We start from the raw sequence: 14,429 nt of genomic DNA on the forward strand, positions 1-14,429 counted from the left end.
AAATGGTCAACTTTAATAATTATCACTTTCACTATTCGTTAACGGGTCATAAAAACTCGCCAAAACTTTTATTTTTGCATGGATTTACTGGAAATTTTCAAGATTTTAGCCGCGTCATTTCCTTACTATCTAAAAATTATTGCTGCCTAGCAGTTGACCTTCCCGGTCATGGAGAAACCAGAGTAATCGGCGACGAAAGTTGCTACAATATGCCCAATACAGCCCAAGCATTGATCGAGTTATTAGATGGTTTACAAATAGGCAAATGTTTGTTGTTGGGCTATTCAATGGGCGGGCGATTGGCACTGTACATGACATTACATTTTCCTGAAAGATTCGAGAAAGTAGTGTTAGAGTCAGCTTCTCCGGGATTGAAGACAGAAAAAGAGCGATCGCACCGCCTGCAAGCCGATTCACAGATAGCACAAAAGCTGGAAAAGAGCAACATTAAAGATTTTTTATTAAACTGGTACGATATCCCTTTATTCAAATCTTTAAAAAACTCTCCCAACTTCGACAAACTCATAGAAAGCCGCTTAGCAAACAATCCCTTAGAATTAGCCAAATCCCTTCGCAACATGGGAACCGGTAACCAGCCCTCTCTCTGGGAAAAACTCGCACAAAATCAAATTCCCATCCTCTTGCTAGCGGGAGAATATGATGATAAATTTACAACCATAAATACCGAAATGGCCAGCTTGTGTCCGGCCGCTACTCTGGAAATTGTACCAAAAGCTGGCCACAATATCCATTTTGAAAATATTGATAAGTTTGGATCAGTTGTGAGACAATTTTATGATTAACTAAAAAACAAATGCTTTATCAATTTGACTTTCGCACTTATCAGCGAAAATTTAAGCGTCCACTGCAAACAAGTCACGGCATTTGGGATGTTCGATCAGGAATTATCCTGCGACTTGTTGGCGAAAATAATCAAATTGGTTGGGGAGAAATTGCCCCTTTGAGTTGGTTTGGTTCCGAAACTTTTGACCAAGCTTTAGATTTTTGTAACTCGTTGCCAGGTAATATTTCATCAGAGATGATTTTTGCTATTTCCGGTGAATTGCCGGCTTGTCAATTTGGCTTTGAGTCAGCACTAAACGAGCAAAATTTACCCCCCCCAGCCCCCCCTTGCCAAGGGGGGGAGAAAAGCGAAAATTTAACTTACCTTTCCCAAAAGGGGGAGAAAATGCAAAATCGGTTCAGCGGTTTATTGCCAGCAGGTGAAACAGCTTTGCAGGCTTTACCAATGCTTTGGTTAGAGGGATATCGCACGTTTAAATGGAAAATTGGTGTTGCTGCAATTGAGGAAGAATTAAAGATTTTTCAGCAGCTAATCCAAGCAATGCACAATTTGTGCGATCGAGAATCGGCATTTTTGCGGTTAGATGCCAACGGGGGACTCAGTTACTCGCAGGCTAAAACATGGCTGGAAGCTTGCGACAAGGTAAAAGCAACTCCCGACTTTTCCGCAGACATTGAATTTTTGGAACAGCCGCTGCCCGTAACACAGTTTCAGGAAATGGTAGAATTGAATGCTATTTATGCAACCGCGATCGCCCTTGATGAATCTGCCGCCAACCTCGATCGCATCCAAGAGTGCTACAGCCAAGGCTGGCGGGGCATTTTCGTCATTAAACCTGCGATTGCTGGTTCCCCATCCCAACTGCGAAAATTTTGTCAAACTCACAATATAGACGCTGTTTTATCATCAGTATTTGAAACCGAAATCGGCCGACAAGCAGCCTTAAACTTAGCAACACAATTGTCTTTAAATAAGAGAGCACTCGGCTTCGGCACCGATTCCTGGTTCGATGACAACCATTCGATTTTGGATTTTAGATTTTAGATTTTAGATTACTCCTGGGGTTCAGAAACCGGGTTTTTTACGAAAAGACCCGTTGCAGCCGACAAATTCGGTAAAAAACCCGGTTTCTTTGTCGGAGTGCGTAACTCCTGTAATTGTTTTGAATCGAGAAACTTGGTGAAAGCATCTATGGCAACAAATCTCACAGTAAATATCCTGGATATCGCGGCTAGCTTGTCCGATAATTGGCTGATCGGTTGTGACAGTCGCGAATTTGCCAGAATTGTCGATCGGCTATTTCAAGAAATCACCCAAAATCCCGCACAAAAAACACCCCTAAAAATTTGCCTCGCAGAACCCGAACCCGTGCAATTTCTGGCAAGTTTCATCGCCGCCCGCGCCGCCAAATGCCCGATTTTTCTCTGCAATCCCAACTGGGTAAAACCAGAATGGCAACAAGTCTTTGATTTAGTCCAACCCGACTTAATTTTGGGACAATACCCGCTTCCCAAAAATCCCCATCTCCCAGTCCGCGAAGGCGGACTTCGTTTGTATAGCCGCGAATTCCATTCGCCCGAATTCCATTCGCCGACAAAAAGCGGTTTTGATACGATCATGATTCCCACCGGCGGTTCTTCAGGAAAAATCCGTTTTGCCATCCACACTTGGGAAACACTAACCGCATCAGTACAAGGTTTTCAACAATATTTTCAAGTTGACAAAATCAACTCGTTCTGCGTTTTGCCATTATACCACGTCAGCGGTTTAATGCAATTCATGCGTTCCTTTACTACCGGAGGAAAACTCGCTATCCAGCCATTTAAAGAATTAGAAAATGGTAAAATATGCGATATCGAACCAGAAGAATTTTTCATTTCTTTAGTTCCAACTCAACTGCAACGGCTGCTGCAAAATCCAGATACTGCTAATTGGCTTGGACGGTTTAGGGCCGTACTTTTGGGCGGTGCTCCCGCTTGGCAGGAACTTTTAGAAACAGCTAGAAACTATCAAATCAAATTAGCCCCAAGTTACGGCATGACAGAAACCGCCTCGCAAATTGCTACACTAAAACCCCAAGATTTTCTCGCTGGCAATAACAGTTCAGGTAAGATTTTACCGCACGCTAAAATAACTATTCGCAGTGCCAATGGCGAGATTTTGTGCGATAATCAAATCGGAAATATTGTGGTAAATGCTAAATCTTTGGCGTTGGGTTATTATCCTAAAAATTTTACCGATCGCCAATACTTCCAATTAGACGATTTGGGATTTTTTGATAAAAATAACTGCTTAAACATCGTCGGACGCAGCAGCGACAAAATTATAACAGGCGGAGAAAATGTATTTCCGGCGGAAGTTGAAGCCGTTGTGCGATCGACTAATTTAGTGGCGGATATTGCTGTAATTGGCTTGCCAGACAAAGATTGGGGTCAAGTCGTTACAGCTATCTACGTTCCCGCTAATTCCGAAGTTACGGTCAAAAATCTGCAAGCGGCAATAGAAGATAAGTTGAGTAAGTTTAAGCGACCGAAATATTGGGTAATCGTCGAACAATTGCCGCGCAATTATCAAGGCAAAGTTAATCGAGAACAATTGCAAGAAATTGCGATAAAATATCAATAATTATTAGGCGATCGCAATCAATGCAGAAGGCAAAATTTCTCATGCTTATTTCCGACTCCTAACAACAGTCAACAGTCAACAGTCAACAGTCAACAGTCAACAGTCAACTGTCAACAGTCAACTGTCAACTGTCAACAGTCAACTGACTAATTACGACAAACCTAATAGCCTTCTCGTCCTCTCCGCTTCTTGCCTTTGAAAATCCATAAACTTTAACATTCGGTAAAGTACCTCTATTTGCCGCAACTTAATACCTGCTTGCTGCGCCACCCGTATCGGATTACCAAAAATCGCCTCAACTTCCAGGGGCCGCGATTCATCATAATCGATTTTCATGCTGGTGCGGTAAGGCTTCATTTTCTCAGTGTAGTCGAGCATATGTGGGATAAAGTCATCGGGAATAATGCGATCGCAACTTTTGGCTGCCGCTACCACTTCCCCCATGATTTCCTTAACTAAAATCAGAGTATCGGGATTAGCCATCAGTTCGTCAGTTCTCGCATCCAACACTACAGACAGCCCGTTATAAGGAATATTCCAAACCAGCTTTTTCCACCTTGACAATAGCAAATCTTCGCTCATTTTAATAGGAATATGAGCACGTTTAAAATCCTTAGCAATTTGGTGCAATCTATCAGTAATACCGATTGCTTTGTAGTCTTGGGCATATTCTCCCAGCGTGATAGTGCCGTAATCTAGGTGGAAGATATGACCGGGCCCAACTTTATAAGAGCAGAGAAAACACAGCCCGCCAAGCACTCGTTCTGCACCCACAATTTTAGCTACTTCCGGTTCGGCATTCAATCCGTTTTGCAAAACTAAAACCGCGCCGTTATCCTTTAATAAATGAGGCAAAATTTTGGGCAATAAGTGATTTTGAGTTGTTTTCAGCGCTACAATTACTACGTCGCACTTAGGCATTTTGTGCGCGTCGTGGTAGGCGCGGACGTGGGGGAGGGTGAAGTCGCCTTCGGGAGACTCGACAATCAAACCGTGTTTTTTGACATGATCGTAATCGCTGCGTAGCAAAAAATTGACTTCTAAACCTGCTTGTTGCAGTCTAGCACCGTAGAATCCGCCTAAAGCTCCCGTGCCCACAATGGCATAATTGCGATTTGACATACTATCAAAAAGTCAGAAATAATTATCAACAAAACAGAAATTTGATTGTCATTCCCTGCTACTATTTAAAGATAGAACTAATGCCAATTCTCGCCTCCAGAAAGCAACAATCATGAGTGTTGGGTTTGTTTCCTGAACTATGAGGTAAGGTGCGTCGCTTTGAGATTGTCACTCTTTTTTAGGATTGGCAGGTGGCGACGCACCCTACAGCTACTGTTGCATGACTTTTGAGAATTAGTATAATCTGAAATCTCAACTCTCAAATTTCCTCATCCACTGCATCAAGTCTTCAGATAGCTGTTTTCGAGTTCGGCTAACGGCATCGATGCAGACGTGCTTAGTCAGAGCTTTAGCAGCGCTTCTTCCTGCAACTTCCTGAGAAAATACTTGATAGGCAATTTCAAATTCATCGCCAGTAACTTGTTTGGGCGTCAATTGAATTATCAGCCGATCGCCCGCAAACATTGGGCGATAAAAATCTACACTAGCATGAATTATGGGAAAGGCAACCTCGGAATTGCTAAAAAATGCTTTGAGATTGATTCCCGATGCTGCTAGAGATGCCTCGTAAGCTTCGTGGCACATCGCCAAAACGTTAGCAAAGTAAACGACTCCAGCAGCATCGGTATCTTGAAAGTGAACAGTGCGGGTGTAAGTGAAAGGCATTTGAGGTAGTAGCTGGCGATCGCACATTGGATCGCAATTTTACCAACCATCATATCCGTAAACCCGCACTTTTGGAGAAGTTATTAGCTAAGTAAGTAGGCGCTAATTTTTTATATTGTAAAACTCGCCCTCCTCACTCCTTCCCCTGATTTCTTAACCTTTGTTCTTAATCAACATCACGTCTATAATCTTGAGGGCAATATCTTCGGAAAGCCCCAATGCACTGTAAAGATCGTTCAAAAGTTGTTCTTCTTCTTCTGAAACCTCGCCATCTGCTAAAGCGATATCAGTTGTTACAGCAAAAACGGTTTCTTTAAGTTCGTCGGGAAGCGTTGCCAAAGCCGCATTAAACAGTACCTCAACTCCTTGCCGTTGCAGAATCATCAGCAGGCGATCGAGCATTTTTCTCATTACGTCATCGGGATAACTGCGGAACAGTTGCATCCGAGATAGCGTCATGCTAATCGCTTTACTTTCGCTGTCATTGATGTAACCGTCTGCTGCTACTGCAATTAGCGCGATCGCCGCAAATGCTTCGGCAGGCCCTAACGTTACGTCCGTTTCTTGGCGAGTCTGCGATACTTTATCAAATAAACCCATGATATTTTCCTCTTTATTTAGTGGTGGATTTAGGGAGTCAGGATGGGTTCTGGCTCTGGAGGTTTCTTTGGAGATTTTGATAATTATATCAAATTTTGTTAGTTATTTATTATCAATAAAATTATGAAAAAATTAAGAATTTTTATTTCGCCCTTCGGCGCTGCAATGGCGGGTTTATTCAGATCCTGAATTGCCTTCCCATATTTCAGGTAAAACTGACATCTTCTACCCTTCTCAAGAACAGGCTTTTCGGCCTGTTCCACAAAGAGTGAATTTTATTGTGGAACAGGCCGAAAAGCCTGTTCATAAAAAACTTATTGAGAATGGTGTAACATCTCGGCTAAAACCCGCCCTCCCAGCGCAGACGATCTACTTGTGAAAAATGGCTAAATCTGCTTTCAGGAAATCAACAAACTGCCGCGCAGTCCTGCCCGATCGCCCATTGCGACGAGTTGCCCATTCTTTAGCGCGGTGTTCCAAATCATCGGGAGCGAGTTTGATTCCAGCGAGTTCTGCCAGATGTCGGACTATAGTTAAATAAGTGTTTTGATCTGCCGGTTCAAAAGTTAAAGTCAAGCCAAATCGATCGCTAAATGAAAGTTTTTCCTGCACAGTATCCCAAGCGTGAACTTCATCTCCGTCGCTGGGACGAGGCCTGTCGTCAAAAAACTCTCGAATTAAATGCCGCCTGTTAGATGTGGCGTAAACTACCACATTTTGAGAGCGAGCAGTGACATTCCCCTCCAAAACAACTTTCAGAGCTTTAAAAGCATCGTCATCTTCTTCAAAGGAAAGGTCGTCCACAAAAATAATAAACTTTTGAGGAACTCCCCGCAACTGCTCGACAATTAGCGGCAAATCTTGCAAATCCGATTTAGATACTTCAATCAAGCGCAGATTGCGACATCCAAATTCATTTAACAGCGACTTCACCAAAGAAGACTTGCCCGAACCGCGGCTTCCGTACAGCAAAACGTGCAAAGCCGGATAACCAGCAAGCAAAAACTCCGTATTTTTCACCAGAGCATCCCGCTGCCAATCGCAGCAAACCAACTCTTTTAAAGTGATGCCATCGGGATGCGAAATAGTCGCCAACTGCCCTTCCCGCCACGCAAAAGCGCGATATTCGGCAAACAAACCCGTGCCAAACTGTCGGTAATAAGCTGCCAAAGATTCCGTAGCGCTCGACCATTTTTCCAGTTTTCCGTGCAGCGGCAAATCTCCCTGTTCTGCTACACTTTCTGAATGCCAAATCGGAGGCACTGCGTCAAGTTGACCCGCTACCCGCACCCACTTGCTCAACTGTTCGCTGCTGCATTCGTAAATATTTTGCAGCACTTCTAAATCATGTCGGGCGGCCTCCACCAAAGCGGGGGGCAAACTTGCAAAATCTGTTTGCTGTGCTCGGCGTGAAAAGGGGTTTTCGTTTTTGAGAATTTCGGAAATCAAAGAATCTTTCCAGCTTAAATTTTTAGCAGCCTGAAGTTTGAACCAGTTCCCGTAAGCTATCTGACATTCCAAACCGCTGACTTCGCTGTGGTGAAGGGCTTGCAGCAAATCGAGAAAAGCTTGGCCGGCGGGGCTTTTGAGAACCGATTGATACAGCAGCAGGGATGCTGCGAGGCGCTGGAGGTAACGGATTTGGGCGATCGCACCAGAAGTTAGGGCTGACATAATGGCAATTGTATAACAGTTAGATATCCTGACTGGCTTTAATAAATTTTCTAACAATTCGTGACACTCATTGCAGGCCGCGCTGTATAAATTTAGATGCACTTGTGAAATCGGGAGGATTAAAAATGAATTTAGGTACAGCAGCGGCGATCGGCTACGGCATTTTAACACTGGTTGGCGGCATCATGGGTTATATCAAGGCCAAAAGCCAAGCCTCGCTCATTTCGGGCTTGATTAGCGGTTCGCTGCTAATTTTTGCCGGCACCGCGCAGCTTATGGGACAAAGTTGGGGTTTAACATTAGCAGCAGTCATCTCGGCTGTTTTAGTAATAGTCTTTATTTTACGGCTTGTAAAAACTCGCAAATTCATGCCGGCCGGAATGCTGATTCTAGCTAGTTTGGCATCTTTGGGCGCGATCGTTTACGAAATCAGCGGTCAATATCAATAATTTGTTGACTGTTGACTGTTGACTGTTGACTGTTGACTGTTGACTGTTTTTAGTGGTCAGTGGTTATTTGTTAATTGTTAGTTGTTCGTTCTAATAACCAATAACCAATAACTACTAACCAATAACCAGTGACCAATAACTAATGACTAATGACTAATAACTAATGACTAATGACTAATGACTAATGACTAATAACTAATGACTAATGACTAATGACTAATGACTGCATCAATATACTCCTGAACTTCCCTGAGTTGCTGCCGCTGGTATTCGATCCAATCTTTTTCCGCCGCTCGCTGTTCCGGCGTCTCTTGCTGATACCGCGCCTGCTTCTCTAAAAAATCATTGTAGAACTTTATCGCTTTTTCAACTGTGTGAGTTGCCAGTTTCATGCGCTCCTCAAAAATGGCTACAATCAAACTATCCATGATTGACCCAATCACTTTACAGGAATCTTCAAAATCGACCAAACTGATTCCCATCTTGCTTTTATGAACCAGAGCTTCTACAGGGGCTTTCAGCGTTTCTTTAAAAGTCTTCACAGAAGAGCCAGGTAAATATTTCAGAGGTTCCGTAAACTTCGACACAATCTCGCCGCCTATTGATTGCAGTCTCTCTCTAAATCTCGATTGACTGTTGAGATCGAAGCATTCAATATAAAATTCAATTTTTTCTATATCAATAGATTGTAATTCTTTAAAAATCAAATGGAGTTCATTCTCCATAATTAAAATCACTCGCTCTGCCTGGTAATCAACTTCATTCCGTAACTCTTTGTGCAAATTATCTTTTTCAAAAAAACCGAGAGTATCTCTTTGAAATATTTGATGGTTTTTATCCCACAAAAACCACTGATTTTTTAACTTGGTAGCCTTGTCGCTCCACGATTTGCGAACTTTAAAAACAGCATCATATTGGCCCTGTTTTCCTAAACTGCGAATTCTCACATCGCATCCGCTTAGTTCGCCAATTTGCTCCCAGACATCAACAGGAGATGCTCCAGCAATTCTCGGCTTGCTATTCCAGACATCCTCAGCGTGAGATACATCTTTGAAACATACCTGAAGTAGCCCCTTGAGTCTGAGGGCTGATTGCTTGATTTCCTGAATACAAGGTTCCACATCTAAGCTGAGTTGGGTAGCTGACTGTTTGATCTCTAGGGATTGATGTTCGTCGGCCAGCAATCGATCGCTAAACTGGGTAAGAGCCTGGAATACCTTGAGATACTCATTCATTTCCTTTGATGCCTCGTTTCCCTAAATAGCATACAATACAGAACATCTGCCTTTTTGAATACGAGCTAAGTCATACCATTTTAGATTTTAGATTAAAGAATTGAAGAATTGGGAATGACTGGTGACTATCGTGGTTTGGAGCTTGCCTACAGTTGCATTTTTTTAAAACTGGTGTCACAACATGGATTATATATTCACCCCTGCAACTCAGGCTCTACTTAATACTGGCAAACTGGTACAGCCTACTACCAAAACAGGAAAATTGCTCCCCGCAGCTAGAGATCCAGTGACAGGGGAGTTTGTGGAGCTTGCAAAAATCTTTTATCAATCAACAACTGGAACTAGCTCCTCGCGCGGAGTTCTAGGATTGCTCGCACAGTTAGCCGGAGGTGGCCCCATACAGCCGCTGGTAGCTCCCGTGTACGTGACAGTGGCGCCGTTGCAGGTTGCTCAAACTCATCAGGGGTTTCAAAAAACATACAGAATGCTTAACTGTCTGAAAATTAATTTGGCAGTGATGCAAGCAACTGCTGCTGTCATTGGTATTGGCGCTGTATCGAGCACAGTTTTGTCAGCAGTAAACCTCAACCAAGTATTAAAAATCAGAGAAGAGGCAAAGCACCAGAAGCTAAAAATTAAAGACGGATTTATCGATCTCAGACACATCCTCAAAGATAGGGGAGTAGAGGTGATCCAGCAGATTTTTAAGGTGGCTCACGACTCTAATTTTGAAATGCACCGCCAGAAATGGGTTAACGGTTACGATATTTTTTCTAAGGCTGTCAAACGCTGTCAGTCAGCCCTGACAGTACCCGATCTTAAACTTCGGAATTCCGAAATTAATGGCGGGCGGGATATGCTGTTTGAGGCTTTAAAAATTTATGACAATCCCAGTTTGTTGGATGGGCTGTGTTCTGCCGGAAAGCTCAGGCAAATGGAATGTGTTTGGGCGATCGAGCAGGCGATCGGGGTCACGTTTCACTTGCAGCGGGCCTACGATATGGTGAGCGATCGCCTGCTGGAACTCCAATCAAAAATTTGTCAAGATATTCTAACTGTTGTTAAAGGATGTGAATCCGAACCCGAACTAGATTTTTTATTTCCCGAAGTTACTAGGATTCTGGGTCATGATTTAAGTGTAATAGAATTTTGGCAAAATGAGGTGGATTGGATGCAAACTTTGTCTCCAAAAGAGCAGCACCAGTTAGCTAGTTTAGATAAACTCACCGGCGATAGTTTAAAAAGCAGCGTGTACACTACATTCGCGGTATTAGCTGCCGAACCTTCACTTTATGAAACTTTAAAGCAAAAGTCTCACTTTCTCTCCTTGCGCGACCAACTAACCTTCGCTGTGTCGCCGGAAATCCGGCGGAGATACGAATTTTATGTCAGCCAGCAGGCGATCGCTACTGGCTATCAAGGTTTAGCTGCCTCGAATTGGCAAGAAATATCCGATTTAACTGTCGCTAACCTCTACCACTTTTTTCAAATCCGAGAAAACTCAACTGAAAATTCTCCAACTGAGGACGAATTAGAAACGCCTTATTGGCACTTTCCCCAAACCTTAAAAAGCGAGCTTAATTACAGCAATTAAATGACCAATGACTAATTATATCATTTACGATCGAGCGATTAAAAGGGCGGGTTTTTGAGATTGTCAATTATTGGCAGATATTTTTCGTGAACCCGCCCCTACTGTATTATATCATGTCCGGTCAATTAACCATGATTCCTGTAGGGGCGGGTTCACCAAGATATTGAATAGAAACGGGAAAATCTGTAAACCCGCCCCGGCCTTTAATCGCGGTCAATCGATCGGACATGATATTAGGGGTAATCGACCGGAATTGATATTACACCAGTTCCTCAAAAGGATGCAACTGTAGGGAAATTCCCAACCATTATGCAGTAAGTCATTCCCATCTAAAATCTAAAATCTAAAATCTAAAATCTAAAATCTAAAATAATATTACCTCAACCACAACTTAATAGTATTGTCTTTAGAACCGCTAGCAATAGTTTTACCATCGGGACTAAAAGTCACCACATAAACTTCATCGGAATGTCCCGTCAAAGTATTCAGCAGTTCTCCGGTAGCAAAATCCCAAATTTTAATAGTTTTATCCTTGCTCCCGCTGGCAATAAACTGCCCGTCCGGGCTGATAGCAACCGAGACAATATCGTCAGAATGTCCCTTGATAGAGCGAATTAAATCTCCGGTTTCGAGATTCCAGATTTTAATACTTTCATCATAGGAACCGCTAACAATTGTCTTCCCGTCCGGGCTAACAGCAACCGACCTCACCGCGTCGCCGTGTCCCTCAAGAGTTTTGAGCAACCTCCCCGTTGCTACATCAACAACTGTAATTTTGTTATCCTTAGAAGCGCTAATCAAACTTTTTCCATCGGGAGTGAAAGCAACAGAATAAACAAAATCTGTATGGTCGGGCAAATTGTAAATCAAACGGCCAGTTGTTGCATCCGAAATCTTCGTGGTTTTGTCTCCGCTGGCACTAGCCACAAGCTGTCCGTCGGGGCTGAGGGCGACAGACCAAACAGAAGCAGTGTGGTCGAGACTGCGAATCACTTGCCCTGTTTTCAAATCCCACAGCATGACTCGCCAAAAACCGGTGCCAGTCGCCAGTTTCGTACCGTTTGAGTCAAAAGCAACCGACCAAATAGTGGAGGAATCTCCTGGAAAAGTGCGGATCGACTTGCCTGTAGCTAAATCCCAGATTTGGATGGTTTTGTCTTTAGAACCGCTGGCTAACATTAAGCCGTCTGGACTGAAAGCAACAGACCCAACTGCATCTGAATGCTGAGCGAAATTTTTGACTTTGGCGTTCTTCCAACGCAGACCTGCTTGGCACTGTTCTTGTAACTCCTGAGCGGACGAATAGGTGCTGGAAGTGTTGGCAATTGTTGGTATTTGACTGATGCAGCCTTCATAATTGCTGGCTGTATAAAGAGCTTCAATTTGAGTGATCTGTTGGGATTCTTTCTGGACTCGCTGCTGCCATTCTTGCCACTTGAGATATCCGTAAACTCCGCCGATCGCAGCTAAGATAGCCGCAATTGTTGCCCCGGCAAGATAAGGATTGAATTTGCGAGTTTCTTTGGGGACAAGTGCTGCTGGGCTGGATCTCGACAAATCGGTTTTTCCGTTCAGATTTACCTGCGGGGATACCGCCGGACTTGCCTGCAATTCGAGGTGAGGGGCGCTACTCGGTGGTAGCCCATTGGGGTTGCGGTGTCCCTCCAAAACTGTGGTAATCGCCTTGTACAATTTAGCGAATAAAGATTTAGGAATGACTAATTCTTCGATTGTCGCGGCATCTTCGTCAGTAAGCCCTAAAACTTGCTGCAAGCGTTTTAACTCCTCGCGAGTTTCCAGAGAAAAAGGATATTCTTGCTGCATTGCTTCTTGCAGTGATTGTTCGTAGCGTTCGCCTTTTTCCCTGTATTTCCGGTAAGGGTTCAATACCTCATCTTCGATCGCCTCTGCTTCTTCTGGCAGCAATTCCAAACTGACGCGCAGTTCATCTAATATTCTCCGACCGACGACTGTAATATCACCCCGGCTGCTGCTGCGCCGATCGACTTCTTCGCGATATATTGTTAGCTTGGGAATCCGTGCCCGCGAGCGATCGCCAATTTTCCTCAAATCGGCTAAAGCTTCCGCCGCCGACTGGTACCTCTCCCGAAAATCATAGCGCACCATATTGTCCAAAACATCGGCCAGCGCTTGGGAACACACGGCTAAATGCCGCCAAACAATTTCGCCTTTATTAGAATTTTTCAAATCCCGCAGTTTCGGCAAATCGTAAGCCGGCAAACCCGTCATTGCTTGGATGCCAATCATTCCCAAAGCGTAGATATCGCTATTGAGTTGGGGGTTGTATTGAAATTGTTCGATCGGCATATATTCCAGCGTGCCAATCCGCACCGTTACCGGTGCTTGTCTTTGAGCGATGTGAATTTCTTTCACCGAGCCAAAGTCAATCAAAACTAACTTGTTGTCTGAATAGCGGCGGATTAAATTTGCTGGTTTAATATCTCGGTGAATTACTCCCTGTCCGTGTACAAACACTAAAATTTCTAACAGTTCCTTCAGCAAAGCAATCATTTTTTCTTCGCTCATAGGTTTGCCCGGTACAATCTCGGTTGATAGCGAGTGACCGGCAACAAAAGATTCAACTAAGAAAAATTCTTCATTTTCTTCAAAATAAGCGAATAGCTGAGGAATTTGGTCGTGTTGACCGAGCCTTTCTAGAACTTCTGCTTCTTTTTGAAAAAGACGGCGCGTAGTATTAATTAATTTCGGTTCGGTGGTACCGGGACGCAGGTGCTTGACAAAGCACTGCGGTTCTCCGGGACGGCGAATATCTTTGGCCAGATAGGTTTGCCCAAATTCTCCTGTTTCTATGACTTCAATGATTTGATAGCGTCCATCTAAAAGTTGGCTCACCATGATAATAACGCAGCCTTTTTTTGGTTGATTTTCGCAAGAAACAGTTGCACTGTTGAGTCAGTTGTATAGCCTTTTTCAGGTAAATTAGGTGTTCCGGGGAATGGGCAAAACAGGGCATTGGGCATGGGCAAAACAGGGCAGTGGGTATTCGGAATAGTTGTTTCTTTCCTTCTTCTTTCTTTCCTTCTTCCGACTTCCATCGGACTTCTTCCCTCTGACTTCTTTCCTTCAGACCTCTTTCCTTCTGACTTCTGACTTCTGACTTTTGACTGAGATATTGCACCATTCTCAATTACTTGTTTAGGAACAGGCAAGATGCCTGTTCCACAAGAAAACTCACTCTTTGTGGAACGGGCATCTTGCCCGTTCTTGACAAGGGTGCAACATCTCAGTTCTAACTGAGATATTGCACCATTCTCAATTACTTGTTTAGGAACAGGCAAGATGCCTGTTCCACAAGAAAAATCATTCTTTGTGGAACGGGCATCTTGCCCGTTCTTGACAATGGTGTAACATCTCAGTTCGGACATACTTTATTTTTTCAACATCTGCAAAGCTTGATATCCCAAAAAGAAAAAACCCAAAGCGCCGAGTACCGCTATCGTGTTCGCAAACACATCGACTGTAAAAAATTCGCCCATTGCAATATCCTCTGAAAACTGATATCTATCCTCGGCTTTTCGGTCGCTGTCTGGGTGAGGGGTCTTGCCCCTCGGTGCGGGCGAGCCGAAAGATGCTCACAAATTATAGCAAAAGAGGTGGTCAATCGATTTTAGATTTTA

12 protein-coding genes are annotated in these 14,429 nt (G+C 43.6%); 5 read left to right on the plus strand and 7 right to left on the minus strand.

Annotation, left to right across the window (positions count from 1 at the left end):
- Nucleotides 1-2: 2 nt before the first annotated feature.
- From menH to QUB35_RS05590, 3 genes are all read left to right on the plus strand, one after another.
- Nucleotides 3-803 carry a 2-succinyl-6-hydroxy-2,4-cyclohexadiene-1-carboxylate synthase gene (gene menH / locus QUB35_RS05580; RefSeq protein WP_333140135.1) on the plus strand — a complete coding sequence of 267 codons (801 nt, stop codon included), beginning with the start codon at nt 3-5 and terminating at the stop codon, nt 801-803.
- Nucleotides 804-814: 11 nt separating this feature from the next.
- Nucleotides 815-1,849, plus strand: a complete 1,035-nt coding sequence (locus QUB35_RS05585; RefSeq protein WP_333140137.1) for an o-succinylbenzoate synthase — start codon at nt 815-817, stop codon at nt 1,847-1,849.
- 147 nt (nt 1,850-1,996) lie between these two features.
- Nucleotides 1,997-3,430, plus strand: coding sequence for a 2-succinylbenzoate--CoA ligase (locus QUB35_RS05590; RefSeq protein ID WP_333140139.1), 1,434 nt, complete (start codon nt 1,997-1,999; stop codon nt 3,428-3,430).
- A 150-nt stretch (nt 3,431-3,580) separates the two neighbouring features.
- Here QUB35_RS05590 and QUB35_RS05595 read toward each other — a convergent pair whose 3' ends face one another.
- The 4 genes from QUB35_RS05595 to QUB35_RS05610 all read right to left on the minus strand — a co-directional run bounded on the left by QUB35_RS05595 (nt 3,581) and on the right by QUB35_RS05610 (nt 7,492).
- The gene (locus tag QUB35_RS05595) at nt 3,581-4,552 is read right to left on the minus strand and encodes a putative 2-dehydropantoate 2-reductase (RefSeq protein WP_333140141.1); all 972 of its coding nucleotides are present in this window, start codon (nt 4,550-4,552) and stop codon (nt 3,581-3,583) included.
- A 252-nt stretch (nt 4,553-4,804) separates the two neighbouring features.
- Nucleotides 4,805-5,218: a thioesterase family protein gene (locus QUB35_RS05600; RefSeq protein WP_333140143.1), complete on the minus strand. Its 414-nt coding sequence runs from the start codon at nt 5,216-5,218 to the stop codon at nt 4,805-4,807.
- 153 nt (nt 5,219-5,371) lie between these two features.
- Entirely contained in the window at nt 5,372-5,818 is a 447-nt protein-coding gene (locus QUB35_RS05605) for a tellurite resistance TerB family protein (protein ID WP_190739853.1), read from the minus strand.
- 369 nt (nt 5,819-6,187) lie between these two features.
- The gene (locus tag QUB35_RS05610; RefSeq protein ID WP_333140146.1) at nt 6,188-7,492 is read right to left on the minus strand and encodes an ATP-binding protein; all 1,305 of its coding nucleotides are present in this window, start codon (nt 7,490-7,492) and stop codon (nt 6,188-6,190) included.
- A 125-nt stretch (nt 7,493-7,617) separates the two neighbouring features.
- Between QUB35_RS05610 and QUB35_RS05615 the strand changes: the two genes are divergently transcribed.
- A complete protein-coding gene (locus tag QUB35_RS05615) occupies nt 7,618-7,941 on the plus strand; it encodes a TMEM14 family protein (RefSeq protein WP_333140147.1) in 324 nt (107 codons plus the stop codon).
- Between the two features lie 209 nt (nt 7,942-8,150).
- Here the strand turns inward: QUB35_RS05615 and QUB35_RS05620 are convergent, their stop codons facing one another.
- The gene (locus tag QUB35_RS05620) at nt 8,151-9,176 is read right to left on the minus strand and encodes a hypothetical protein (RefSeq protein WP_333140149.1); all 1,026 of its coding nucleotides are present in this window, start codon (nt 9,174-9,176) and stop codon (nt 8,151-8,153) included.
- Between the two features lie 181 nt (nt 9,177-9,357).
- On the opposite strand from QUB35_RS05620, the gene QUB35_RS05625 reads away from it, so the two are divergent.
- Nucleotides 9,358-10,770 (plus strand): hypothetical protein, encoded by a 1,413-nt coding sequence (locus QUB35_RS05625; RefSeq protein WP_333140151.1) that lies wholly within the window; start codon nt 9,358-9,360, stop codon nt 10,768-10,770.
- A gap of 375 nt (nt 10,771-11,145) precedes the next feature.
- On the opposite strand, the gene QUB35_RS05630 is transcribed toward QUB35_RS05625, so the two are convergent.
- Together QUB35_RS05630 and QUB35_RS05635 are read right to left on the minus strand one after the other, a co-directional pair.
- Nucleotides 11,146-13,647: a protein kinase domain-containing protein gene (locus QUB35_RS05630; protein WP_333140153.1), complete on the minus strand. Its 2,502-nt coding sequence runs from the start codon at nt 13,645-13,647 to the stop codon at nt 11,146-11,148.
- Nucleotides 13,641-14,177, minus strand: coding sequence for a hypothetical protein (locus tag QUB35_RS05635; protein WP_333140155.1), 537 nt, complete (start codon nt 14,175-14,177; stop codon nt 13,641-13,643). The genes QUB35_RS05630 and QUB35_RS05635 overlap by 7 nt, the downstream gene beginning before the upstream one ends.
- Nucleotides 14,178-14,429: the final 252 nt, after the last annotated feature.

It is taken from the genome of Microcoleus sp. B13-B6, assembly GCF_036705405.1.
Classification (GTDB): Bacteria; Cyanobacteriota; Cyanobacteriia; order Cyanobacteriales; family Microcoleaceae; genus Microcoleus.